At 58.1% G+C, this 23707-nt stretch carries 22 protein-coding genes, 1 pseudogene and 1 other annotated feature; of the genes and pseudogenes, 10 read left to right on the forward strand and 13 right to left on the reverse strand.

All coding sequences use genetic code 11. The annotated features are described in order from the left end of the window. Positions 1–615: 615 nt before the first annotated feature. Positions 616–1869 (reverse strand): cation:proton antiporter, encoded by a 1254-nt coding sequence (locus C5L12_RS12005; protein WP_245422881.1) that lies wholly within the window; start codon positions 1867–1869, stop codon positions 616–618. Between the two features lie 352 nt (positions 1870–2221). Here C5L12_RS12005 and C5L12_RS12010 point away from each other — a divergent pair, with 352 nt between their 5' ends. The 3 genes from C5L12_RS12010 to C5L12_RS12020 all read left to right on the forward strand — a co-directional run bounded on the left by C5L12_RS12010 (position 2222) and on the right by C5L12_RS12020 (position 5773). Next, positions 2222–2809, forward strand: coding sequence for a cupin domain-containing protein (locus C5L12_RS12010; protein ID WP_105372285.1), 588 nt, complete (start codon positions 2222–2224; stop codon positions 2807–2809). Between the two features lie 72 nt (positions 2810–2881). Beyond that, the gene (gene gabT / locus C5L12_RS12015) at positions 2882–4189 is read left to right on the forward strand and encodes a 4-aminobutyrate--2-oxoglutarate transaminase (protein ID WP_105372286.1); all 1308 of its coding nucleotides are present in this window, start codon (positions 2882–2884) and stop codon (positions 4187–4189) included. 30 nt (positions 4190–4219) lie between these two features. Next, the gene (locus tag C5L12_RS12020) at positions 4220–5773 is read left to right on the forward strand and encodes an acetolactate synthase large subunit (RefSeq protein WP_105372287.1); all 1554 of its coding nucleotides are present in this window, start codon (positions 4220–4222) and stop codon (positions 5771–5773) included. Here the strand turns inward: C5L12_RS12020 and C5L12_RS12025 are convergent, their stop codons facing one another. The 10 genes from C5L12_RS12025 to C5L12_RS12075 form a co-directional block, all read right to left on the reverse strand. Continuing rightward, the gene (locus C5L12_RS12025) at positions 5774–6154 is read right to left on the reverse strand and encodes a RidA family protein (RefSeq protein WP_105372288.1); all 381 of its coding nucleotides are present in this window, start codon (positions 6152–6154) and stop codon (positions 5774–5776) included. It abuts the gene before it with no gap. 17 nt (positions 6155–6171) lie between these two features. Beyond that, positions 6172–7239 carry an ABC transporter ATP-binding protein gene (locus C5L12_RS12030; protein WP_105372289.1) on the reverse strand — a complete coding sequence of 356 codons (1068 nt, stop codon included), beginning with the start codon at positions 7237–7239 and terminating at the stop codon, positions 6172–6174. A gap of 18 nt (positions 7240–7257) precedes the next feature. Then, the gene (locus tag C5L12_RS12035) at positions 7258–8064 is read right to left on the reverse strand and encodes an ABC transporter permease (RefSeq protein WP_105372290.1); all 807 of its coding nucleotides are present in this window, start codon (positions 8062–8064) and stop codon (positions 7258–7260) included. Between the two features lie 6 nt (positions 8065–8070). Continuing rightward, a complete protein-coding gene (locus C5L12_RS12040; RefSeq protein WP_105372291.1) occupies positions 8071–8919 on the reverse strand; it encodes an ABC transporter permease in 849 nt (282 codons plus the stop codon). An 87-nt stretch (positions 8920–9006) separates the two neighbouring features. Continuing rightward, a complete protein-coding gene (locus C5L12_RS12045; protein ID WP_105372292.1) occupies positions 9007–10038 on the reverse strand; it encodes an ABC transporter substrate-binding protein in 1032 nt (343 codons plus the stop codon). 17 nt (positions 10039–10055) lie between these two features. Further along, positions 10056–11027: a dipeptidase gene (locus C5L12_RS12050; protein ID WP_105372293.1), complete on the reverse strand. Its 972-nt coding sequence runs from the start codon at positions 11025–11027 to the stop codon at positions 10056–10058. Continuing rightward, positions 11024–11743, reverse strand: coding sequence for a hypothetical protein (locus tag C5L12_RS12055; protein WP_105372294.1), 720 nt, complete (start codon positions 11741–11743; stop codon positions 11024–11026). The genes C5L12_RS12050 and C5L12_RS12055 overlap by 4 nt, the downstream gene beginning before the upstream one ends. Continuing rightward, entirely contained in the window at positions 11740–13332 is a 1593-nt protein-coding gene (locus C5L12_RS12060; RefSeq protein WP_245422869.1) for a hypothetical protein, read from the reverse strand. The genes C5L12_RS12055 and C5L12_RS12060 overlap by 4 nt, the downstream gene beginning before the upstream one ends. Before the next feature lie 121 nt (positions 13333–13453). Then, a complete protein-coding gene (locus C5L12_RS12065; RefSeq protein WP_105372295.1) occupies positions 13454–14212 on the reverse strand; it encodes an IclR family transcriptional regulator in 759 nt (252 codons plus the stop codon). A gap of 433 nt (positions 14213–14645) precedes the next feature. Further along, positions 14646–15155 (reverse strand): GNAT family N-acetyltransferase, encoded by a 510-nt coding sequence (locus C5L12_RS12075; RefSeq protein ID WP_105372297.1) that lies wholly within the window; start codon positions 15153–15155, stop codon positions 14646–14648. Between the two features lie 955 nt (positions 15156–16110). Between C5L12_RS12075 and C5L12_RS12080 the strand changes: the two genes are divergently transcribed. The 6 genes from C5L12_RS12080 to C5L12_RS12105 all read left to right on the forward strand — a co-directional run bounded on the left by C5L12_RS12080 (position 16111) and on the right by C5L12_RS12105 (position 20803). Next, entirely contained in the window at positions 16111–16560 is a 450-nt protein-coding gene (locus C5L12_RS12080) for a helix-turn-helix domain-containing protein (RefSeq protein ID WP_105372298.1), read from the forward strand. 11 nt (positions 16561–16571) lie between these two features. Next, positions 16572–18383 carry a hypothetical protein gene (locus C5L12_RS12085; RefSeq protein ID WP_157949039.1) on the forward strand — a complete coding sequence of 604 codons (1812 nt, stop codon included), beginning with the start codon at positions 16572–16574 and terminating at the stop codon, positions 18381–18383. A gap of 25 nt (positions 18384–18408) precedes the next feature. Then, positions 18409–18627 (forward strand): hypothetical protein, encoded by a 219-nt coding sequence (locus C5L12_RS12090; protein ID WP_105372300.1) that lies wholly within the window; start codon positions 18409–18411, stop codon positions 18625–18627. A 19-nt stretch (positions 18628–18646) separates the two neighbouring features. After that, positions 18647–19798, forward strand: coding sequence for a YcaO-like family protein (locus C5L12_RS12095; RefSeq protein ID WP_105372301.1), 1152 nt, complete (start codon positions 18647–18649; stop codon positions 19796–19798). Continuing rightward, a complete protein-coding gene (locus C5L12_RS12100; RefSeq protein ID WP_105372302.1) occupies positions 19795–20490 on the forward strand; it encodes a TfuA-like protein in 696 nt (231 codons plus the stop codon). The genes C5L12_RS12095 and C5L12_RS12100 overlap by 4 nt, the downstream gene beginning before the upstream one ends. A 97-nt stretch (positions 20491–20587) precedes the next feature. Next, entirely contained in the window at positions 20588–20803 is a 216-nt protein-coding gene (locus C5L12_RS12105; protein ID WP_105372303.1) for a hypothetical protein, read from the forward strand. Positions 20804–21003: 200 nt separating this feature from the next. On the opposite strand, the gene C5L12_RS12110 is transcribed toward C5L12_RS12105, so the two are convergent. Beyond that, on the reverse strand, positions 21004–21306 hold the full coding sequence (locus tag C5L12_RS12110) for a hypothetical protein (protein ID WP_105372304.1): 303 nt from the start codon (positions 21304–21306) through the stop codon (positions 21004–21006). Between the two features lie 978 nt (positions 21307–22284). Beyond that, positions 22285–22401 (reverse strand) — a sequence feature (AL1L pseudoknot). Continuing rightward, positions 22288–22535 (reverse strand): annotated as a pseudogene (locus tag C5L12_RS28400) (IS3 family transposase); the annotation flags it as partial. (Overlaps the previous feature by 114 nt.) Before the next feature lie 86 nt (positions 22536–22621). Here C5L12_RS28400 and C5L12_RS12120 point away from each other — a divergent pair. Further along, on the forward strand, positions 22622–23707 hold the full coding sequence (locus tag C5L12_RS12120; protein ID WP_105372305.1) for an ABC transporter substrate-binding protein: 1086 nt from the start codon (positions 22622–22624) through the stop codon (positions 23705–23707).

Consider the following 23707-nt stretch of genomic DNA (forward strand, 5'->3'; position numbering starts at 1 on the left):
TGCATCTCTTTAACGCCCATGGCACGATATTGTTCATATCGGCCAGAATTCTCTGAACTCAGGAGCCGGAGGGCTGTCAGCTTCTTCAGAGATGAAGTCGGGATCCGGTTCAAAAATAGATGAGCACGAGGAGGGCGGAGTACGCCGTCTGATGGCTGAATGACCGTAGTTGACGCATCAGAGGCATGGCTGAAGTGGGCATTGAACGGCCAGCCCGCACATCTGGCGGTCGGCCCCCTTACGGCAATTGCACAAAGGGTTAATCTCTCTCTCTCTCTCTCTCTCTCTCTCTCTCTCTCTCTCTCTCTCATGAGGACACCGTTCCCATGTGACGTTTTCGAAATGGCGAGAAACGACCTTATTGCAACGGCGGTTGGCTGCGTTCGCAGACGAACCAAAGGTGCTGCGCGTTTTCCTCGGGGGTCGATGGCTGCTGATCGCGCCAACGCCTATTCCGATATCGATCTGCGCATTGTCACTGAATCTGGTTCTGACGCGCTGCTTGAAAGTACAACCAGCCAGGAACTCCATGCAGCCCAGGATTTCATAAGACACGCCGCGTGGTGTTCTTTCAGAAGTGGATGTAGGCCCCGTGTTGCCTGGCCCGACTGAGCTTCAGTCAGCTTTCCGGCCGTGCCGGCGATCCAGCCAACGCATCGCTGGTGTCACCGTGAGCCCGTGCATCAGGATCGACAAGAAGACGACAAGCGACAGGATGACCCACAATCGATCGCCGTCCTCGAACCGCCCGTGATTCAGGCCATAGGCGAGATAGTAGAATGAGCCAACACCCCGAATGCCGAAGAAGGCGATGGTGATTTTTTCGGTGAGCGTCGCACGGACTCCAATAAGTGCAAGCAAGCCGGTTACAGGTCGAACGACCAGCAATATGAGCAGGACTGCGACAATCTCTATCCAGCCGATACTGGACAGCAAGCCATTGACGATGGCGCCGCCGAAAGCAAGCAGCAGGAGCATCATCGCGATGCGCTCGATCTGCTCGGTGATGTCGTGCATGTCGCGCTGGAAGTCGTGGTCGCGATGGGAGCTGCGCAATGTCAACGCAGTAACGAAGACCGCGAAGAAGCCGTAGCAGTGCAGCAGCTCGGACACGCCATACGACACGAAGGTAGCTGCGATGGCTACCAATCCGTCGCCTGTCTTTGCCAACGTATCGCCGGGCATCTTGAAGGTTGCCCAACCAAATACACGGCCGACAAGCCAGCCGCAGCCAATGCCAGCAATCACCTCCCACAGGACATGCAAGGTCAGCCAACGAGCGAACCAGGGCTCTCCTGTTGTGGCCGCAAGACTTAAAACGATGGCAAGATGCACGAAAGGAAATGCGAACCCGTCGTTCAGGCCTGCCTCTGACGTCAGCGTGAAGCGAACAGTGTCTTCGCCCCCTTCAAAGGGCCCGGCAACTTGGATGTCGGCCGCAAGAACAGGATCGGTGGGCGCGAGGCTTGCTGCTAAAAGCAGTGCAGCCACCGCACCTAAACCAAGGATGGTCGTGCCAATGAACGCTATCGCGATGATGCTCATCGGCATCGTGATCAACAACAGCCGCCAAGTGGTTTTCCACCCTTTGAATGAGAACCGGCGGTCAATCTTCAGGCCTGCGCCCATCAATGCGACAAGAACCACGAACTCCGTCAACCGTTCGGTGGCGTAAGGGTGTGCACCTGGTGATGGGTCCAACTTCAGATATGGCGACGTGTAGATCAGGCCGCCAATGGCCAAGCAAACGATGGGAAGCGAGAGCGGAAGTCGGCGTAGAGCCAGCGGTAGCCATGCTACCAATGCGATGAGAAGCCCCGCGCCTGTAAGCGCCACTGCATAGGGGTCTGGTTCCCAGCCGTGGGTCACCAAGGATCAAACCTATTTCTTCGCCGCATAGAGCGTTCACCTTCGTCTGCCGATCTCCGGTAGAGAATGGTTGGCTTCGCTCTATGTTCCAAGATTTTGTCTCGTAGGTTGCCGAAGCCAGATCGAAACTCGGGCCAGTCTTGGCCTTCCCTACCGCTGGTTCTGTTCCTTTTGGTTGGGCGCCAAGGCGAGACGATCAACGGGCGAGACTGCTCTACGGGTACGTCCCCCTTTAGCAAGTCTGCCGCGACAGACGATTTGCAATCGCGCTCAAAATATCATCCATTTGCGCGAACATTAAAACAGGTGCATAGGGTTGAGCGGAGCGTCGTCAACGGAGTGGATAAAACAGGTGGACGAAAGGTTCGATATCGGTGCCCGACTTCACGCGATGCGTATCGCCGCGGGTCTGTCACAGCGGCAGCTTGCGGAAAGGGCAGGGGTCCCACATGCACAAATTTCGAACGTCGAGACGAACAAGATCAGCCCGTCTGTCTCTACGCTGCGAAAGATCTTGAGCGGCCTTGGTATGGGCATGGGAGAATTTTTCGAACCGGAACGAAGCCCCCCCAAAGGTCCCTTCTTTTCCGCGGATGAGCTTGTCGACCTTACCTCTCGAGTACCAGCCCAGGGCCTTGCAAGCGGGCCAGAAGCCTCACTTGTCTTGCGTCAGGTGGGCGATGCCCGGGCTCACAACCTACAAATCCTACATGAAGTCTACGAACCCAACGCTGATACGGGCGAAACATTCCTGCAGCATGCTTCTTCAGAAGGGGGTTATATCGTCCAGGGCGAGCTGGAAATAACAGTTGGCGAGGAAGTCAGGATCCTGAAGGCCGGCGAGGCATATCTGTTTGACAGTCGCCAGCCGCACCGCTTCCGCAATCTGTCGGCTGAAAGAACCGTCGTCATCTCCGCGTGCTCCCCTCCGTACCTCTAGCGCCAACTATGCTATTGCTCAAAATAATGAGCGAGTCTATAGAGTGCTCCGTCGGTAAAAGGGGATATTGCAATGGCTACTTCCAATGATCTGCATGCACGCCAGAAGGCTGCCGTCGCTGGCGGCGTGGGAACCCGCACCATCTTTGCCGACAAGGCACTGAACGCCGAGCTTTGGGATGTCGAGGGAAACCGCTTCATTGACTTTTCGGCGGGTATTGCTGTCAACAATACCGGTCATCGCAACCCAACCGTCATGAAGGCAGTGGCCGAACAGGCGAACCGCTTCACTCACACCTGTTTTCACGTTGCACCCTATGAAAGCTATATCCGGCTAGCGGAGCGACTGAACCAGATAGCACCGACTGGCGCCGAGAACCGGACAATGCTGATCACCACTGGCGCCGAAGCGGTAGAGAACGCAGTAAAAATTGCCCGCGCCTATACAGGTCGTGCGGGCATCATAGCCTTCTCGGGCGCCTTCCACGGTCGCACCATGCTGGGTATGGCGCTGACCGGCAAGGTTATGCCATACAAGAAGAACTTCGGTCCCTTTCCGGCCGACGTCTATCACGCGCCGTTCCCCAATCCCTTCCTCGATTACTCGACTGAACAGGCGGTTGCGGAACTGGAGCGGCTTTTTGCGTCCGACGTGGATCCGGCACGTATAGCAGCCTTCATCGTGGAGCCGGTCCAGGGCGAGGGCGGCTTCAACGTCGCGCCACGCGACTTCCTCGTCAGGCTCCGAGAGATTGCCGATCGCCGTGGCATCGTCCTCATCGCGGACGAAGTTCAAGCAGGTATGGCGCGTACCGGCAAGATGTTCGGTTTCGAACATGCGGGCGTGAAGCCGGATTTGGTTACCATGGCAAAGGGGCTTGCAGGCGGCTTCCCGCTTTCGGCTGTGACCGGCAAGGCCGAAATCATGAACGCGGCCCATCCGGGCGGCCTCGGCGGCACCTATGCCGGCAATCCTCTCGCAATAGCGGCGGCCAATGCCGTTCTCGATGTCATCGAAAATGAAAAACTCTGTGAGCGCGCGGCGGAGGTGGGGCGCCGGATTTCCGGCCGCCTTATCTCGATCGCATCACGCCAAGGGATGGAGCGGATTGGCGAGGTACGCGGGCTTGGTGCGATGGTCGCATTCGAGTTGGTTGAGGACCGCCAATCAAAGGCTGCCGCACCTCATATCACAAACCGTATCGTCGCCGAGGCCGAAACGCGTGGCCTCATCCTCCTTTCTTGCGGTACACGCCTGAACGTCATCCGGTTGTTGCCACCGCTGACGATCGAATGGCATGTGCTCGAGGAAGGACTTGCCATACTTGAGGCCTCCATCGAGGCGGCATTTTCGGATGCTGCAACGGCAACGGCGGCCTAGGTCGCCAATATCAACAGCAAAGGAAAGCGAATGAACGGCGCCGATATGCTCTGTGACGTCCTGTTGGTTAACGGCGTCGATGTCTGCTTTGCCAATCCCGGCACGTCGGAGATGCATTTCGTGGCGGCGCTCGATCGCAAGCCGCAGATGCGCTGCGTGCTTGGCCTGTCTGAAGGTGTGGTGACCGGCATGGCGGACGGTTACGCTCGAATGACAGAAAAACCGGCCGCGACACTGCTGCATCTCGGTCCGGGTCTTGCGAACGGCCTTGCCAACCTGCATAACGCGCGCCGCGCCCGCACGCCTATCTTGAATGTCGTCGGCGACCATGCCTCCTACCACCTGCAATATGACGCACCACTGACAAGCGATATCGAGAGCCTTGCACGGCCGATGTCCCACTGGGTCGGTCGCGCGGATGGACCCGCAGACATTCGCCGCTGCACGGAGGAAGGCTTTGCAGCCGCCATAGCGCAGCGCGGCGTTTCCACGATGATCCTGCCGGCGGACGCCGCTTGGGGCGAGGTTTCCCCCGAAATCCTGTCCCCGGTTTCCGTTCCTGCTCCTCCTCCGCTGGACGATGTTGCATTGAAGGCGGCCGTGAAGGCGCTGAAGAGCGGCAAGCGCGTCATCATTATTCTCGGTGGCCGCGCGTTGCGGGAAAAACCGCTCGCAACAGCAGGACGGATTGCCGCCGCAACCGGCGCTTCGCTGTTTTCGGTGCAGTCGGACCGCGGTGCCCGTGGCGCGGGCCGCGCATCCGTCAGGCCCATTCCTTACAACATCGAGCTGGCCGTCGAGGCACTGAAGCCGTTTGAGGTTGCCATCTGTATCGGTCCGCAGCGACCCGTCACGTTTTTCGCCTATCCCGGAAAGCCAAGCACCACATTGCCACCCGGCTGTGAGATTGTGCAACTTGCGGACCATGAGCATGATCTGGCGGCCGCACTGGAGGCCCTGGCGGATAGCCTGGATGTCGCGCCGAATGCTCACTTTGCTCCGAACACCTTCGGGCAACATGACATCCAAGTTCCCCATGGGGCGCTGACGCCGGATGCCATCAGTCTGGCCATTGCCCGGCACCTGCCTGAGAATGCCATCGTCATCGATGAAGCGCTCACCTCAATTGGGCAATATCCTGCGCATTCTCCTTGTCTCCACCCGCATGACCATCTGCCGATCACAGGGGGATCGATTGGAATTGGCATTCCGCTGGCGGCAGGCGCAGCATTCGGTGCGCCTGATCGCAAAGTGGTCGCCCTGCAGGCAGATGGCAGCGGCATGTACACGGTTCAGGGGCTCTGGACGCAAGCGCGCGAAAACCTCGATGTCGTCACCATCGTCTTTGCCAACAACGCCTACCGCATCCTGCAAGGCGAAATGACGAATGTTGGCGTGAACTCCTATGGCGCAAATGCGCGCAAGATGCTCGACCTCGACCAGCCGAAGCTCGATTGGTGCTCGCTGGCCAAAGGTCTTGGCGTCGAATCCGGCCGGGCGACGAACACGGCGGAATTCGTAAAGCTCTATACCGCTGCCCTGTCCCGCAAGGGGCCGTTCCTCATCGAGGCCGCAATGGTCTGATCACGCCGGCTTCGTGGCGGTGATCATGATCATCTCGACCTTGAGATCCGGGCTGGCGAGTGGGGCTTCGAAGCAGGCACGCGCAGGCGGAGCGGTACCTTCTACCCAATCGTCCCAAATCTCGTTTACCGCAGCGTAGTCCTGCATGTCTGCAAGGACAATCGCACAGAAAAGCAACCCCTCCTTAGCACTACCAATCTCGGCCAATCGGCCTTCTGCTTTGTTCAGAAGCTGGCGCGCCTGCTCCGCGGCGCTGAGCGAACCATCATAGGGAGCCTGGGGCGTGCAGGCGAAATAGCCTGTGCCGCCGTGAACAACTGCAAGGCTCCCTCGCTTTCCAACACCAAAGCGCTCGATGATCGAGGAGAATTCTAAGGTCATGAAAGATGCTCGCCTTTCTATCGGGTGATGACGAAGACGGAGTCAGGCGTCCAACTGATGCAGCATTCTTCGCCTTCCTTGATGATGACAACGTCTGCGCCCAGCACCCTTACCCGCATCGGGATGTCTCCGGCTCTGCCGATTACAAGAGCGTTGTCGCCATAATTGACGATCGTCTCGACCGTCATCCTAGCGCTCTTTCGGTCTTCGATCGGGTTACGAGACAGCTTGATATGTTCTGGCCGTATCAGCAGTGTCACTTCCTGCCCATCTGCCAGAGCATTGTCAGATCCTGCATAATCGAAGGAGCCAAGTACAGGACTATTGGCTATCCGGGCTGCAGCGTTCGTGACCGTTGCTGGTATCAGGTTGCTCTCACCTATGAACGAAGCGACGAAAGACGTCTGCGGGCTGTGATAGATGTCAAGCGGTGCCGCGCATTGTTCGATCCGGCCTTTGTCGAATACAACGATCCGGTCCGACATCGACATGGCTTCGGATTGATCGTGGGTGACAAAGATCGTGGTTACGCCCAGGCTGCGTTGGATGCGCTTGATCTCGATCTGCATCTGCTCGCGTAGGTTTTTGTCAAGCGCGCCGAGCGGCTCGTCGAGCAATAACAAGGAGGGCTCGAACACAAGCGCGCGTGCAAGCGCAACGCGCTGCTGCTGCCCGCCCGAAAGCTCTTTTGGATGCCTGTGGCCAAACCCCTTTAGGCCGACGAGGGAGAGCATGTCTTCGGCCTGACGGAGTCCCTTTGCACGATTCACACCACGCATCTGCAGTGGGAAATAGACGTTCTCCGCTGCGGTCTTGTGGGGAAACAGAGCGTAGTTCTGGAAGACAATACCGATATTGCGCTCGTGCGGCGCGAGCTCTGAAATGGATCGCCCCCCGACACGGACACTCCCACCGCTTGCCTTCTCGAAACCGGCAACGATCATTAAGGTCGTCGTCTTACCGGAGCCGCTTGGCCCAAGGAAGGTTACAAACTCTCCCTTTTCGACCGACAGACTCACGTTATCCAGCGCCGTAAAGTTCCCGTAGGCCTTGGTGATATTGGAAAGTTCAAGATAGCTCGTCATCGGTGAGTCCTTGGGAATTTAGTGTGCGCCGGCAGGTGAGCGGCTTGGCGTAGGGGCGCGGCTGCGGAGGGTGCTGATAAAATAGGGAGTTGCGATGCCGACCAACACGAGGAAGAACAGCAACGTAGAAATCACAGCGATCACGGGATCAGCTTCCTGCCGGATGCTGTCGAACATCTTTCTCGGCAGGGTCTCGGCGTCACGCCCGGAAATGAAGATCGCGACAACCGTCTCGTCGAACGACTGAATAAAGGCAAACAGCGCGCTGATGATCAGGCCCGGCCGCAGGATCGGCAGGGTGATGTGAATGAACGTCTTGGTGGGACTTGCCCCAAGGCTTAAGGCTGCTCGCTCGAGATTCCGGTCGAAGCCTTTCAGATTGGCGGATAGCACCAGAAACGCAATTGGAACCGAGAGACATGTGTGAGCCAGGATGACGCCCATATGGCTGTGGACCAGTCCGAGATCACCGAGATACGAGTAGTATCCGACCGCCATGACGATGTGAGGCACGGCAAGGGGCATCAGCATCATCAGATCGGCGACGCCTTTTCCACGGAACTTGTGGCGCACAAGGGCAAACGTGGCGGGCACGACCAGCAGCATGGTCAGCAAAGTTGTCGCGGAGGCGATAACGATACTGTTCCAAGTCGGTATCAACCAGTCGAGGTCGGTGAAGTAAGCTCGGTAGTAGCCAAGCCAATAACCCGGCGGCGGAAACTGCAGCGAACTTGCACTCGAAAAAGACATCGGCACAACAATCACCAGGGGTGCCGCAATGAAGACTGTGACCAGGATGCCGGCCCAGCGCTTGAACGTGTTCATGAATGATCACCCCCAAAGTTTGTCGAGGCCGAAGCGGCGGTGGTAGATGGCAAGGATCACGAAGGTAATCAACAGCAGGACCATCGCCATGGCTGACCCCATGCCGAAGGCCAGGAATTCGTCGATCTGGTGACCGATGAGACCTGCGATCATCTGCTCTCGCGGGCTGCCAAGAAGAACAGGTGTCACATAGAATCCGAGGCAGATCACGAAAACCAGCACGCAACCATTCGCGATACCTGGGGCGGTCAAGGGCAAGTAGACATGTCGAAAGAGCGACCAGCCCCGGGCCCCGAGACTCTCGGCCGATCGGATCAACGCCGGGTCGATCTTTTTCATGACCGAGAAGATGTTCATGATCATGTAAGGCGCGAGAATGTGCACCATCGCGAGTGTTGAAGAGAAGCGTGTGAAGAGGAGCTGCGGTGTGTCATCAATCCCGATCATCTGCAGCAGAGCGATCAATGGACCATTGTTCCCGAGCAGGACCATCCAGGAGTAGGTTCGCACCAGAAAGCTGGTCCAGAAGCTCATCGTCACGAGCAAAAGGATGAGCATTGCTGTGCGCGGCTTGGAGTGCGCCATGAGGTAGGCGAGGGGATAACCGACTGCAAGACAGCACACTGTCACGAAAGCCGCGGTCAGGAAGGTGTTGAGGAACACGCGCTGGTAGAGTGCGCCTGTCAGCACTCTTTGGTAGTTTACGAGCGAGACACGAGGATCCGTCACACTCATGATCGCGACGTCGACGAGCGGGACGACGAAAAAGACCAGCATGTAGATGCCGAGCGGCGCCAATAGAAGCCATGGCCAGACATTGGTCCTTTCCGTCAGTCTTGAGAGGCTTGAGCCCATTGCCTTCCCTTCCCATGGCATGCGGGGTCGACGCGGCATCGCGCGTTAGCGATGCCGCTTGATTGAGATGGATTGGTCGAGCGAACCTTAGCTCGCGGCCCACTCCTCGAACCGTTCTGCAAGCTCTGCTGGATCGATCCCGAAGTTCGCCATGTCCTGCTCGAAGGTAAGCTTGTAATTCTCTGGTGAAGTCGGCATGCGTTTGGCATCCTCAGGGCTGACGAACTCCTTCGAAGCCGGGTTCAGCGGACCGTAGTCGGCGGACTTGGAGAAGCCGGCAAGCGGCTTAGCGCTGGTGGCGAATTCGACAAACTTCCTGGCACTGTCGAGGTTTGGGGTGTTCTTGGCTATGACCCAGTATGCCCGTTCGATTTCGCCTTGATTCCATGTCATGCCGACCGGCGCGCCTGTCTTTTCAGCCTCGAAATAGCGGCCGTGCCAGATACCGATCATGTCGATCTCCCCGTCACGCAAGATCTGGGTTGATTGGGCTCCGGCTGTCCACCACACCCGCACATGCGGCTTGATCTTGTCCAACGACTTGAAGGCGCGTTCCACGTCGAGCGGATAAAGATCCTTTACAGCCACGCCGTCAGCCAGCAGAGCGAGCGGAATGACACGTGAGGCGTAACGTTGGAGCGAGCGGCCGCCTGGGAACTTCTCGACATCCCAGAAATCAGCCCAGGTTTTCGGCGTCTCCTTGTATTTGTCGGTCCGCCACGCAAGCACGGTTGCGAAAGCATGGGAAGCAGCGCCGTTTTCAAAAAGGCCGCCCTCATAGGGGGGCTCCAGTTCTTCGATGATCCCCGCCTGATTGGCGCGTATCAGTTCTCCGGCGCCAAGCGTGGTGACGTCGAACTCGTAGGTACCCGTTTTGACCTGCTGTGCAAGCTTGGCGAACGACACAGGCGACACGGTCTTGACCTGGATGCCCGTCTCTTTCGTGAACGGCTCGATCAGATGGGTCTTGGCTGCAGTCTCCCAGGGTCCACCCCAGGTGTTCACATACAGAACCTTGTCCTGTGCGCGGACGATATAGGGGGCGGCAAGCGAGGCTGTGATCGCCGCTCCCGCGGTCTGCAAGAATCGCCGACGGTTTGGCGTCAACAACGTTTTCATGTTCAATTCTCCCTCTTTTATGATTTTCTGAAGGTGGCTTCGTAGAGCCTGAGCCAGTTGCCATGGGTGATTTGCCCGACCTCCGCTTCGGAGAACCCGACGGCACGTAGTCCATCCGGAATGACGCGGATGTCCTCGACCTTTTTGAACCATTCCGGCGGTGCGGCCTTCAGCGGCTTGCCGGCAGTACTGGCGCCGTAATCCTCGCCACGGGTCCAGCGGCCCTTGCGCATCCACGCATAGTCAGGCGCAGTGAAATTGTGGCTTTTGTCGGTGCCGATAGCGACTGAGTCGATGCCAGCAAGATCGACAGTGCGAGCAACCATCGTGCACCATGCTTCTATGGAGGCGCAGTATTCGTCGCCGGTGATGTTCCGATAAGCTGCACAGCCAATGACGCCTCCCGTATCTCTTAGCGCACGAATGACATCATCGGACTTGTTGCGCTTGTGCATGAAGAGCGACTGCGCATTGGCGTGTGTTACGGCGATTGGTTTCTCAGACACTTTGATCGCGTCCAAAGTGGTTCTATCGCCGACATGGCTACAATCTACGAGGATCCCAGTGGCGTTCATCTCACGGACCACTTCCCTGCCGAAGCGCGCCAGGCCGGAGTCCTCCGCTTCATAGCAGGACCCGCCGAGCTCGTTCTGGTTGTTGTAAGTCAGTTGCACGACCCGCACGCCGAGCTCCGCAAACATCTCGACGAAGCGGATGCGCCCTTCGAAGAGGTTGGCGTTCTGGAAACCCATGATGATCGCGAGCTTGCCTGCGTCCGATATGCGGGTGATATCGCGAGCGGTAAGAGCGATTTCAGCGATGTCGGCATTGTCTCGAACGAGGTCTCGCCAACGAGCTATTGAATCCATGGATTCGACCGCACCTTCCCAGAAGCCGCAGGTGTTGACGACGCCGCCCACATTCCCCGCGAGAAGAGCTTCGAAAGCGGCACGATCGAAGTGGCCGCATTGCAAACCGTCGATGATCATGATCCGGCTCCTTCCTTGATCCGTTCAGAAAGGTTTGAAGCCAAGAATGAGACATCTGTCTCGTCATCATTGTCTTTGCGGCCGATAACCGTCCCGTCTTCGTTGACAATCATCGGTCCGGCATGTCGTCGTGACACGACACTGTCCGTAGCAAGGGCCCGCTTCGCCAAGTGATAGATGCGCCACCAGAGGTCAGCTTCGATCTCGACGCCTCCGGCGAGGAGAGCCCATAGCATCGGGTCGTCTGCTCGAACGTCACCTTTAACAGGAGCAGGCTTCGCTCTTAGCAGGTTCCCCAGGACGGTAACGGCAAGACCGGATCTCCCGCCCAAATCGGCCGCTATCGCCAGTTCGTCAGCGTCTGCGACATTGCCTACCGTTAGCTCCGCGGATCCATGGCGGGCGACGAGCTCTCCAAGAAGATCGATGGCAGTCGGCAGCACAAACCACGCGTGTTCGCCGTTCGCATCCAGCCCAATCGCACTGCCGTTCTCGGCCGCTACGCTGATCCGCGCCGGGTCGGCTGACTTGAAGTCGCCAAAGCGCCTTTCGAGCAATTCGAATCCGCCAAGGCCACGCTTTTGCGAATACATCGGAAAGTCGCAGACCGCGAGGAAGAACCCCTTGGGGAGACTGGAAAGGGAGAAGATGCGCTCGGACATCAGGCGCATCTCGCGAGGCATCACCCTCATCGTGGTGCTGGACAAGATATTCATAGAACTGGCTCCGCAGGATAGTACCAAATGCCGGTGTAACCGGCACGCAGATCGTCAGGCGTCGGGGCCCCGTGATAGAGGACACCGCGCAGGTTGCGGCTCAAAAAATCCCGGCACTTGTCGATGCCGTGGATGCCGACATTCATCAGCCTGACAAGGTCGATCGGAACGAATGCTTCGGAGTTAATATTGGCGCGGGGAGTATGGTATTCCTGGTCCCTCAGGCTCTGAACACGAGACACCATATGGCGGTGCTGCGGGCGCTTTAAGAGAAAGCGAGCAATGGAAAGTTTGCCGTCTTCGGTATTGAGATCAGCAAGGAGGGATTGGATACTGCCACATACATCCAGGCCGAGGTCTAGGGCGTCTGGCACTTCTTCACGGGCCCCGCGTCGGGGCTCCTCTGCCGTCTCAGACTTGTACCACACGTATCTGTAGGCATCCGGGCCTGACATATCCACGTCAAGGGCCCACCGATAATCTTGTCGTACCAGCGTTATCAGATCTGCAACACTCTCTGCGGGAGAGACGACGAATTCATCGGGTGCCTCGACCCCCTTCAAAAGGGCATCGGCCTCATCCGGTACGAGTTCCAGATATAGCGACAAGAGCGTTTCATAGGCTTCCGGCGCCACTTTGCCGTCGAGTTCGTCTGCCAGTACGTCCAACGGGCGAACCGTTTCACGCCCCAGAACAGCACCGGTGGCTCGGAACCGGTGTAGCTGCGCCAAGATCGTATCAAGATCGTCCGCGACCCGGGCGCTGGATGCGAAGGTTTCGTAGACCATCCTGTCCTGACGGCGAAAGACGATCGCGCGCTGAAGAAGGTCTGAAAGCTGTTCGATGCGGTAATCGGATTTGTTTAAGGCAAGCCCCCGCGCAAGCGCGATGGCGTGCTCTCGAGCCGAAAGAAGCCGGTCTATCAATCGCGGGTGCTTGTGCACGAAGAAGATGAGCCCCAGGGCCGAGCCGTTGCCCACCCCGATGTAACGGCGGAGTTCTGGAGCTAGCTTGACGGCTTGCGAAGATGCCTTGGCGGCGAGATGTTCAACCAGGTCGCAGGAAAACTCGCGCATGAGATAGGCGGTCAGTAACTGGGCTTCGAGAACCCCACCGAGGGCATGGTGCGCTCCAAGCGATTGAAAGGAGCGCGTGCCGAAGGTTCCGTTTCCATCAAGCCCGGTATTGCGCATCAGGTAGCACACGCGGGCGATGTCCTCTCCGTGAGGCTGACGGCCCTCTGCCAGCGCTGCCATGGTTTGATCGAATACACGCATCGATCGGTTCGATCGACACCATATTAGAGCGTTGGACGTCGCTCTGCCTGTATAGAGCTTCGGGATCTCCCGTCGCGCGCTTTCTATTTCTTCTTCCGTAGCGGGGCCTTCGATCAGCGCGCCCATCATGTCCCATGCTTGGCCGATGATGCGACCTGTTCGAGCGGTGCGGCTTGGCGGACGCGAAAAGCCAATGAAGGAGAATTCCTGGTATGGCGCCTTGATTGAATAGACGACGGTTCCTTCTGCGTTGCCGTCCACGTCGAACCGAACAATGCGAATGTCCCATCTTTCGCGGATCATCTTGTTCATGAAAGCGCGCGTGCCGCTTAGCCGGCTGGGCTGAATGGCTGCAAGCCGCGATGTCTTCATCACCTCGTGGCCTGGCCTCGGCAGCGGCTTTGCCGCCTGTTTGGATGTTGCGGTCATGCCCTCAACGCGCTCCCTGCTGCATTTTGGTTATGGCGCGAGCCGCTTCGAGAAGCGGTTCGCGGAAGAGTTCGAGAACGAAGCGCGTTTCCGGCATCACCAGCGAGACCGTGGAAAGGCACTTGTTGTGGATGTCGAAGATCGGCGCAGCGATCGCGACCACTCCGCTGTGGGTGTAGCCGCTCGACACCGCGTACCCCTTCTCGCGGGCCTCATCGAGAAGCGCGTCCGCCGCAAGTGGTTCGCCGTTCTGCTTCAAGCGTTCAAGCGTTGCCGGATCAGCGAACGCAGTAAGAATCCGCCCGGACGCTGACCCTTCCAGCGACATGGTGGTGCCGATCTTTTGCTCAGCCCTTAAAACGCTGTGCGATTCCACGCGCGAAACGATGCACGGAACGCCACGGTCAAGAACGGCGACTGACGCCGTTTCCTGGACACGGGCGACCAGCGTCTCAAGGATCGGTTGTACGCGAGTGCCCAGATCAGCTTGCTCCAATGCTGCGGCTGCAAGTCGGCATGCATGCATGGAAAGGCGGTAACGCATTTCGTGGTCCTGCTCGACCAGACCTGCCTCGACCAGTGTCAAAAGACGCTGATAGGCGGTTGGGCGGGACAGTTCCATAGCGGTGGCAATTTCGGGCAACCGCATGCCGCGACTGCTTTGGGCGAGCACATCAAGCACGGCCATCGTCTTGAGGGCCGTGGAGAGAGGACGGACGCCCGAATTTTCTTCTTGTATTCTATGTGAATATTCTGTATCCATAAGGAATATACTGCGTCGCTAATTGATCTATGTCAAGCGCGGCCGGCGAGGCCGCGTGCGTACTTCTTCTGTTTTCTAGCTAATGCTTTGTTTGTGATAGAGAGTTTCGCCGGGGCGGAGGCCGTCCTTGATGAGGGCTTCCGCACTAAGGTGGCTAAATCAACCCGCAGGCCGAGCTGGAAACGCCGCTCTTCCATAGCCCGAAAAGTCCAAAATCGTTCGATGACGAAAGTAATCAGCACCGCGCCGGCTGCCGTTCCCATGTCTCGAAATCAGAAATGGCATCGTCTTCTAAGGGAGCTGGATAAGGTACGGGTTGGCCAGCCTTTTAAGGTAGCGGTGGGGGTGATCGGTGATCACCACCAGCGCCTTGTCATTCGTTTTGCGAGCGTGACAGCTGCGGAAGGTTCACAGGCGGCCAAATTCGGGATGATTATCTATTCAAACGGAGGACCATGATTACCTCGTCAGCTTCCATGTTGTGACCACGAAAACCATCCGGAATGCGACCAACCTCTAGGAAACCATGGCGCTGATAAAAGCGGACCGCGGCTGAATTTTCTGCGTTCACCGAAAGCTCAAGCTGCAAAACCGCGTGGTCTTTTGCGTGCTGGATGATGTGGCCCAGAAGCTGTGTGGCCATCCCGCTCCCACGTTGACCCTTCTGCACATAGACGCCAATAATTGTCGCCCGATGCGAGAACCGGCTCGGGCGTTGGAACTTGACCCCCATCATGCCGACGGGCCGTCCATCAACAAACGCGACGAAAACCGGATGGTCCAGATGGTGGCGCCATTCGTCGTCAGAAAGGTGAGCCCAATCGTCATACACGCTCGCGAACGAAAGCGGTTCCTCTAAAAGCGCCTCCAACCGTATTCTGCGAAATATATCGACATCATCGGACGATAGCTGCCTGATGACGGCCTGTTGTTTGATCGACACATCGGCCTCCGGCCCGTTATGAGGTTCAGCTCAATTGGAATGAATTGAGCATCGGAGCCAGCCAAAATCAAACGCCTTCTACGACGCTGACCATCCCCATTCGGGAGAAAGCGGCGTTATGGCTCTGGTCCTGATGTGCTCTGCCAGTTCCGCCCAGATCGGGTCGCTCGTAAAACTTGAGAGATCGCCGCTTGCCTGCGACAGAGACATTTCCGCGTATTCAGGCATCGGTATCGTCGCTTCTCGTAAAAGCTCGATCTCGCGATGCGGATACCCTTGGTAGGGCTTTAAGACCCGGTGACCCCAGAGACCGGACCGGACGTCGCCGCAAAGTTCCGTCAGGAGAGCCCCGTTTCGCGATTACTCGAGGCCGACGGCGGTCACGTAGCGCATTAGAGGGTAGTAGATGCTCTGGCGGCATGTTCAAGAGCAGGGTTGAGGCTGTGCCTGACCCCCCGCAATCTCCTGAGTGACCGTGACAGCCTGGAGTGATGGATCACCTTGGCAATGCGCGGCGGTTCTTCATTCGGTCCGTGCCTCCCGTTTCTAGTCATCGGCCAAGCAAGCGAATTTAAACGAAGTACCGCAGCCGTTACATTGCAGAAAGTACCTAGGAAAAAGCTCCGCCAGGCAGCCTGCTCACGAGCCGCAAGCAAGGCCGCCATGGGTGGCATCAGGTCCACGGGTGATGAAGCTGTTGGCTGGAGGCTAGCACCATGCTTCAGGTCAAAGCCAGAATCGCCGGGTACCTTTCTGTGTGTCTCCATCTTACAAACGACTGTGACTGACGTGAAAGCTCCAAGCTCACCGTTGCTGTTGATAGTGCTTCGCGGACGACGGCGAGAGCGGTCTCCAGGGTGCCGTCTGATGACCGGATTATCTGTGCGACTATTTTGCGAGCACCAGTTGAAATACCTTTGCGAGTGGAGCAGTCTTCGACGAAGACGGAGGGACCTTGGCGATGGACCAGAAGAAACCTAATCCCATTGATGTTTATGTCGGAAGCCGGATCCGGCTGCGCCGGACGATGCTTAAAATGAGCCAGGAAACGCTTGGCGAAAACCTTGGAATAACATTCCAGCAAGTTCAGAAATACGAGAAAGGAACCAACCGGGTTGGCGCCAGTCGCCTGCAGCACATTTCCACCATATTGAACGTGCCGGTCGCCTTCTTTTTCGAGGATGGTCCCGCCAGCCATGCAGCCGGCGACAACAGGTCGCAAGTGAGGGAGGACGACGCCGTGACAAGGTTCGTTGGAAGCCGTGAGGGGATCGAGTTCAATCTCGCATTCCAGCGCGTCGGGAACCCCAAGCTGCGCCAGAACATCCTTCAACTCGTCAAATCGTTAAGCCGCGGCCCGGATGCAACCGATACCAAATCGGATGATCCGAGAGCCGCTGGCTGACGGACGTAGTCATGCTACGGTTGGTGACCTTTGGGAGCCTGTGGATTGCCGATGACGAACAGGGGCGGCTACCCCTTCCGGAAAAGGCATTGCTTGCTCTCGTCTATATGATGGTCGAAGGCGAGGAGAAACTGCCACGCGAGCACCTGGCGCGATTACTTTGGAGCGGAGACCCGGAGGCAGCCAAAACCAACTTCCGCAAGATGATCGAAAGGGTGCGCAAGTGTGCAGCCAGCGGCTGGCGGTTGCCGATGGAATCTTCCACTTTGAACGTCAAGCTGACAGGCCTGCCGGTGGATGCCGATTTCATGCTCTTTTCGGCTGACCCTGCCGGTTACGACCAGCTTCGCACCGCTTCGAAACTTCTGACCCTGCGGTTCCTCGATGGAGTCGATCTGCCTTCTGCACTGAAGTCATGGGCGGAGACGCAACGAGAGCGCCACTGGAGCGGGCTTCGGGACCTTTTGCTTGCCGCCGCCGCTCAGGATCGGCAGGACCTGCCGCTGATCAAAGAGGTCGCAAAGCAGCTGCTTGAGCGGCATCCGGACGATATGGCGGTCCAGGAAGTCCTGGTGGAGACACATCGTCGCCAGGGCGGTACCACGCCTCGGTTGCCCGCTTTGCCAGGACGACCGGAATTGGCTGCCTTGACCGACGCCGCGATCCCGCCGGTCCAGGTCATGTCCGAACTCCCCCGGCTGGTTCTCCTTGCTCCGACCGGTATCGATGACCGTGCCTCCTATCCCGCACACGCTCTCCTGGAAGACATCACCATCAGCCTGTGCTCGCTGCGAACGGTGGCCGTGGTCGCTCCTTACACAGCCGAGCGAATCCGCAGCCACCCTGATAAGCTTGCGCAACTGGAAACCCATGCGATTTCTTATGTCATCGATACTCGCCTTGGGCCGGACGGGCTTTTTGTGCAGATGATCTTTCTGCCCTCCGACAGCCTCCTATGGGCGGAGCGGTTTCATCTTGATCCAAACCTGCTGGTTTCGCATCGAAAGCAGGTGGCGCAGATGGTTGTGGAGGCGATCAACCACCATCTCCGGCGCAGCGAGGCCATACTTGCCGATTACCGCGCCCAGCCGGAGGTGTATCGTTCGTATCTGGCAAGCTCACAACATCTTAACAAGTTCACGCTTCCTGATGTCCGCCGTGCCCGGAACGCGTTCAGGGAGACGCTCAAGATGCGCAACGACTTCGCCCCGGCTCTTGCCGGCCTGTCGCGCACCTATTCCTGGGAATGGGTTTTGACGGCGAGGGGAGATGGTGAATTGCTCCGCCAGGCCGAGCAGGTAGCACAGCGGGCAGTCACCCTGGAGCCGGAACTGGCATCGGCGCATCGGGAACTCGCCTTGTCGAAGCTCTATATCGGCGACGTAGATCACAGCCTCGAAGCCTTCGACCGGGCCGAACAGCTGAGCCCGCACCTGGCGGATGCCGTATGCGGATATGCCGACGCTCTGGTCCACGCTTCCAAACCGTCTGAAGGCCTGGCCAAGATCGAAAAGGCCATGGCGCTCAATCCCATTTGCCCGGACGACTATTTCTGGATCGCCGCAGGGGCCAGCTATTTCCTTGGCCGGTTTGATGCAGCGATCGGCTACATCGAGCGCATGGAGGATCCGTCTTCGGCGCGCCGGCTCCTCGCTGCCAGCCATGCAATGGCTGGCGATATGGCCAAGGCGCGGATCCATCGGCGCAAGGCCCAGGAGCTCAATCCACACTTTGATGTCGACAAGTGGCTGTCCGTACTTCCGGTGCGCGAACAGTGGCAAAAGGACGTGTACCGCGAGGGCCTGTTGAAGGCCGGGTTCTAATCGCTGATCCAAAAAGGGGGAATTGATGGCTAGAATTGTTGTGATCGGGTTGCCAGGTGACGAGCAGCTCTACCTTGCCGACCTTGATGCGGGAACTGTCCAGTCTATGGCGGCGCCGGTGTCCGGGCCGCTGGCTGCCGCAAATGATCTCAGAAGGGCAGGGGGAACGATCGTCAAAGGCGTCAATCTGGTTGTCGCGGTTTCCTCCTCGGAACAGGTGGCTTCCGGTGTATTCGACGGCTGACAAAACGTCGATCTGAGGCATGGACCGTATTTGCTCGCCTGCAGAGACCTTCGAGCGGGTATTTCCGTTTCTGGAGCGGTTCGGTATCACTCGCATCGGCCGTCAAACTGGACTGGACTGCATCGGAATTCCGGTTTGGTGCGCCTATACCCCCAACGCGAAATCCATCGTGGTCGCGCAAGGCAAGGGCTTGACCGACGCCGACGCGAGAACCTCGGCTGCCATGGAAGCTCTCGAGCGGGCCGTGGCATGCGAACCCGTGTTGGGAGCCAAACTGACATCGGTCTTAAGGCTCGATCGGGAAGGCGAGGAGGCGGACCTGCTTTCCTCGCTCGTCGCGAGCGGCAAGCATGTTCCGAGCCCGGATGACGAGCTTTTTTTCGTGGAGGGGCGAGATCTCCTTTCGGGGCGGCGGGTCCACGTCCCGATGGAGGCTGTTTGCCTCGATCGGACATTGGCAGACTGGCGGTACTGGCAATCTTCCGACGGTTTGGCCTCAGGGAATAACCGTGACGAGACGGTCTTCCACGGCCTTCTCGAGCGGATCGAACGGGACGCCCATGTTTTGTGGCAGGTGCTTTCCGAACCAAGACAGCATGCACGATGTGTCGCACCCGAAGCCTTCTCCGATCAGCGGGTCAGGAAGCTCGTTGCGATGATCGAGGATAAGGACATCTCCCTGCAGCTGTTCGACATCACCAGCGACCTTAAAATTCCTTGTATAGCCGCCTTCCTTGCGAACAAAAGCGCACTGCGATCAACCTCTGCCCGTTATGTAGACGTGACCTTCGGCTGCGGTGCTCATCCACGGCCCGAGCAAGCAGCAATTCGCGCAATCACCGAGGCCGCCCAGTCCCGGGTCACGCATATCAGTGGTGCCCGCGACGACATCTTTCCCGAAAGTTACCGGCGGCCCCTTTCAGATCGTCTGCGAAGGCTGTTTGACGCACGACCAGGGCGTGACCCACCCTGTGGCGGCCCCGCCGGATTGGACCAAATCCTCGGATGTCTTTCGCAGGCGGGCATTCGACGTGCAATATCGGTCCCGCTTGGCCATCCGGACCTGCCCTTTGCCGTTTCAAAGATCCTCGTCCCGGACCTGGAAAATCCGGAGGGAGCACGACGGCAGAAATTGGGGCCAAGAGCAGTTTCTGCGACATTGATTCCATGAAGATCGTGTTTGCGGGGCCAAGCCTTCCGAATGCCAGTGAAATCGCTGGAACCGAGGTCGAGGTTCGCCCTCCGGCTGTCCAGGGGGATCTGCGCCGTGCGATTGATGAAGGTGCAACCGTCATCGGTTTGATCGATGGTGCATTCGAATATGTCGCTCCCGTTTGGCACAAGGAGATCCTCTACGGCCTGGCAAAGGGGGTAACGATCTACGGTGCTGCAAGCATGGGTGCCTTGCGGGCGGCTGAGTGCCGGGCCTTCGGCATGGTCGGCATCGGAGAGATATTTCAAGGTTATGCGAGCGGAGCCTTGGTCGACGACGCCGACGTGGCGCTGCTCCATGGGCCGAAGGAGATGAACTATCTTGCACTTACCCTGCCTTTGGTGAACGTGACCGCCACACTCGCTCCCTGCCGCCGACGAAACCTCATCTCCTCTGCAGAAGAGCGGTTGGTGGCACAAAGCGCCCATTCGTTGTTTTTCAAGGTCCGGACCTGGGCTGCCATTGTCGAAGGCTGCCCGGATATCGAATTCCATCGCGCCGCGGAACTGTTGGCAATCCTGAGGTCGGAATATATAGACCAGAAACGTCTCGACGCCCTCTCTCTCATCCAAATCCTGCGCCAGACGGTCCGGCAGCGCACGGTTCCTTCCTTCGAATTCAATCGTACATCCCTGTGGCGCGATTGCTGACGTTATCAGCCGCGCGTTGTGTCACGCCGATGTCACGCCAGTCCTTTGCGGTTCGGGTTAGATTGCGCGTCCGACCGAGGGAACGAGGGACGTTTCAATGACGCATGACATCGATCGGAATGCCGAGCTGGAAGCTTTGGCGCGCCTGCTCGTTTACGCGCGCGATACTGCGCGTCTACTGCAGTCGCGGGAGGTGGAAGCAGGACTTTCGGTAACCTTGGAAGCAATCAGCATGGAACTGCACAGCGACGTCGAAGTCGACATCGCAAGGCTTGTGGCTTCACGAACGGCGACCGGCAATCGCTATCAGTAATCGGCTTAGGGGGTAAGCCGGTTGCCGTTCCCGGGACTCCAGGGGCGCGGCATTGGAAGGCTCGACACGCAAGCTATGGAAGCGTGTCGAGCCTCACCGCAGTGGGGTACCGTCTGGACGGAGCTGCGGCGCTGGAGATTTCCGCCAGCGCTGCTGCTTCGTCCAGACGGCGTTCCGAACACCGTTAACGCACGGTTAACTCAGCAAGTTTCATGCTCTCCAAGCAGTCGTCCGAGACGAACGATCTCGTCGGCGCACTTCATCAGCGTCACGGAAACCAGTTGAGGTGGCATCAGATCGAAACATGCCAAAAACCCCGGCAGATCCGCCGTGACGTCTCGTGTCACCGGAAGGATCTTGCCCATCTCCGCAAGCCGTTCCCGCTGGTCCTTGATCGTCGATGCGGCCCTATCGACAAGTCTCCTGCCTTCGGACATCGTAATCATATCGATCTGGTTGGCGGCTGCGAACAGCTCCCGAACGAAGTCAGACGTTGCCGGCATGGTTTGGTTCTCCCCCACATACACCAATCTGGAAACGAGACCTCAGATGCGCGTGCGCTCTCGGTAAGCGGCGGCGGCTGACGAACACCGATAGTGTTTTAACTGTGCAGTTTGCATTTGCGCCATGTTGAAGGACTGCGCGCCAGTCGATCGTTCGAGCGAAAATGTCGCTTCACTCGTGTTGCTTCGCCAGATGTAGGTAGTGGGATTGAGACGGTCCCTGGTTCACGGCTGCCACAAATGATGCTCCTGCAACCATCAGGGAGAATGCCAAGGAGACGTATAACTTGATCATCGAAAATTGCTCGTCGGATAAATGCTCTTAACGGACAGTTTTCATACCTTAGTGCATTCATTGGCCGCCGCCGCGTGACATCGGCGTGACAATCGTTTGAGCATGTTTCGCGGATCGGATGGAGCTAAAGAGGGCCGCTTGTTTGTTCGGCAAAATCGCCCATCAACGAGGCGCGTGCGACTTGGAGGTCGTGAGAACTCACTCATCCAGGGTCGGCGCGACTCCCTCGGTCTTCGCGGTTTCGGTCGAGTTGACGGCGTGGATAAACACCGGCCGGTGGGGGATCCGTTCGCTACCGGTCTTTCCATTCGCGCGGCGAAAGCATGCGTGGCGCCCATGATCAGGATGAGAAAAGCGAAAGGCCAGCATCTCTCTGGCGGAGTTCCGGGAGGGATCCCCAGTGGGTTCCGCACAACGAGCAATCTTGTCGCGGTCGACGACCGGTAGTCGGAATTCTGCTGGTCGCAGAAGTCTTTGCCGACGAGGCTCAGGACGATGAGAACTCTACGCTGGGTAAGTTCGTTCGAAATCGGAACGACTGCATGCAGCCCCAGATGAATGTCAAATAAGCCAAGCTATTGTTATGGCGTCGATCTCAAACAGCGCGTCGTTCCCTTGGACATGCTATTCAGCGTTCCTGCCGTTGTGGTAGCCGCGCTATTACGGAAGCCAGCCTAAGGCCTCTTGGCAATCGGCAAAAGTCTGCAGATCGGCTCGACCCCGAGCACCGAGCGGTTTGCATCGATGAAGGAGATCATCGCTTCAGTGGGCGCTCGAGCTCCGCCTGGGCAAAATATGCAGAGGCCTTGCGCAAAATCTCATTGGCCTGACGAAGTTCGCGGTTCTCCCGCTCCAGTGCCTTCATCTTCTCCGCGACGTCACTCGGCAAACCCGCACGCTTGCCGCTGTCCACTTCAACCTTCCTCACCCACTCGTTTGATGACAGTCACCCCAATTATCTTGACAAAATAAATCATATTTACGATTGGATATGCGTCATAGAATTTCTAGGGGGTTTTCATGCTTTTCAGACGGAACAAGCTAGCGATTACAGTTGCATTCGTTTTTGCGCAGCCAATGGTCGCAACCGCTGATCCGATCACCATCATCGACCACGAGAACCGCACCGTCACACTGCCAAAGCCGGTCAAGCGGATCGCATCGATCCCGATCCCGATGGCTTCGACCATCATCGCCATGGACGGCGGAACCTCGAAGCTGGTCGGCATGAACCCGACCGCCAAGTCGGCGATCGTCGAGGGCGTGCTCGGCAAGATCTTCCCCGAGGCCAAGGACATTCCTTCCGATATCACCGCGCCGAACTTCATTCCGAACGTCGAGGAACTGGCCGCCACCAATCCCGAGCTCGTCATCCAGTGGGCCGATCGCGGCCCGGACCTGGTCGACCCGATCGTCAATGCCGGCCTGACCGCCCTTTTGATCTCCTACGGCACGGAGGAGAAGACCAAGCAGTACCAGGCCATGGTGGCGACCGCGATGGGCAAGCCCGAACGGGCGGAGATGATCAATGGCTGGCGTGACCAGGTGGCCGCCGAAATGGCGGCGAAGTCGAAGGAGATTCCGGCGGAGCAGAAGCCGAAAGTCCTCTATCTCGGCCGCGCCCTCGAAAGTCTGACGGCATCTGGCGACAAGGGGAACTACAACGCCTTCTACATCAATCTGGTCGGCGCCACTTCGGCCTCCGCCAATCTCGAGGGCCAGGGCACGACGATCAGCCCGGAGCAGATCGCCGAGTGGAACCCGGATGTCATTCTCCTCAACAGTTTCGAGGCCAAGCTCGGCCTTGAGCGGATCTATGACGACCCGATCCTGTCGCTGACCAAGGCCGCCCAGGAAAAGCGCGTCTACAAGATGCCGCTTGGCGGCTATCGCTGGGATCCGCCGAACCAAGAAAGCCCAATGACCTGGATGTGGCTCGCCAATCTCCTGCATCCCGACGTCTTCCAGTACGACCTGCGCGGCGAGATGAAAAAGGCCTACAAGACGCTCTACGCCTACGACCTGACCGACGAGGACATCGACGGCATCCTGTGGATCGGCATGCAGGGCGACGCCACCGACTACGCCCAGTTCAAGGCGAAGTAG

It is taken from the genome of Neorhizobium huautlense (assembly GCF_002968575.1).
GTDB classification, from domain to species: Bacteria; Pseudomonadota; Alphaproteobacteria; order Rhizobiales; family Rhizobiaceae; genus Neorhizobium; species Neorhizobium huautlense.

What these genes read in the sequence shown, in the direction of transcription:
- C5L12_RS12110 (WP_105372304.1), bottom strand. Translation starts at nt 21,306, where the DNA reads ATGCCGGCAACGTCTGACTTCGTTCGGGAGCTGTTCGCAGCCGCCAAC.
- C5L12_RS12050 (WP_105372293.1), bottom strand. Translation starts at nt 11,027, where the DNA reads ATGATCATCGACGGTTTGCAATGCGGCCACTTCGATCGTGCCGCTTTC.
- C5L12_RS12120 (WP_105372305.1), top strand. Translation starts at nt 22,622, where the DNA reads ATGCTTTTCAGACGGAACAAGCTAGCGATTACAGTTGCATTCGTTTTT.
- C5L12_RS12085 (WP_157949039.1), top strand. Translation starts at nt 16,572, where the DNA reads ATGCTACGGTTGGTGACCTTTGGGAGCCTGTGGATTGCCGATGACGAA.
- C5L12_RS12040 (WP_105372291.1), bottom strand. Translation starts at nt 8,919, where the DNA reads ATGGGCTCAAGCCTCTCAAGACTGACGGAAAGGACCAATGTCTGGCCA.
- gabT (WP_105372286.1), top strand. Translation starts at nt 2,882, where the DNA reads ATGGCTACTTCCAATGATCTGCATGCACGCCAGAAGGCTGCCGTCGCT.
- C5L12_RS12090 (WP_105372300.1), top strand. Translation starts at nt 18,409, where the DNA reads ATGGCTAGAATTGTTGTGATCGGGTTGCCAGGTGACGAGCAGCTCTAC.
- C5L12_RS12020 (WP_105372287.1), top strand. Translation starts at nt 4,220, where the DNA reads ATGAACGGCGCCGATATGCTCTGTGACGTCCTGTTGGTTAACGGCGTC.
- C5L12_RS12105 (WP_105372303.1), top strand. Translation starts at nt 20,588, where the DNA reads ATGACGCATGACATCGATCGGAATGCCGAGCTGGAAGCTTTGGCGCGC.
- C5L12_RS12065 (WP_105372295.1), bottom strand. Translation starts at nt 14,212, where the DNA reads ATGGATACAGAATATTCACATAGAATACAAGAAGAAAATTCGGGCGTC.
- C5L12_RS12030 (WP_105372289.1), bottom strand. Translation starts at nt 7,239, where the DNA reads ATGACGAGCTATCTTGAACTTTCCAATATCACCAAGGCCTACGGGAAC.
- C5L12_RS12095 (WP_105372301.1), top strand. Translation starts at nt 18,647, where the DNA reads ATGGACCGTATTTGCTCGCCTGCAGAGACCTTCGAGCGGGTATTTCCG.
- C5L12_RS12055 (WP_105372294.1), bottom strand. Translation starts at nt 11,743, where the DNA reads ATGAATATCTTGTCCAGCACCACGATGAGGGTGATGCCTCGCGAGATG.
- C5L12_RS12100 (WP_105372302.1), top strand. Translation starts at nt 19,795, where the DNA reads ATGAAGATCGTGTTTGCGGGGCCAAGCCTTCCGAATGCCAGTGAAATC.
- C5L12_RS12035 (WP_105372290.1), bottom strand. Translation starts at nt 8,064, where the DNA reads ATGAACACGTTCAAGCGCTGGGCCGGCATCCTGGTCACAGTCTTCATT.
- C5L12_RS12025 (WP_105372288.1), bottom strand. Translation starts at nt 6,154, where the DNA reads ATGACCTTAGAATTCTCCTCGATCATCGAGCGCTTTGGTGTTGGAAAG.
- C5L12_RS12045 (WP_105372292.1), bottom strand. Translation starts at nt 10,038, where the DNA reads ATGAAAACGTTGTTGACGCCAAACCGTCGGCGATTCTTGCAGACCGCG.
- C5L12_RS12060 (WP_245422869.1), bottom strand. Translation starts at nt 13,332, where the DNA reads ATGAACAAGATGATCCGCGAAAGATGGGACATTCGCATTGTTCGGTTC.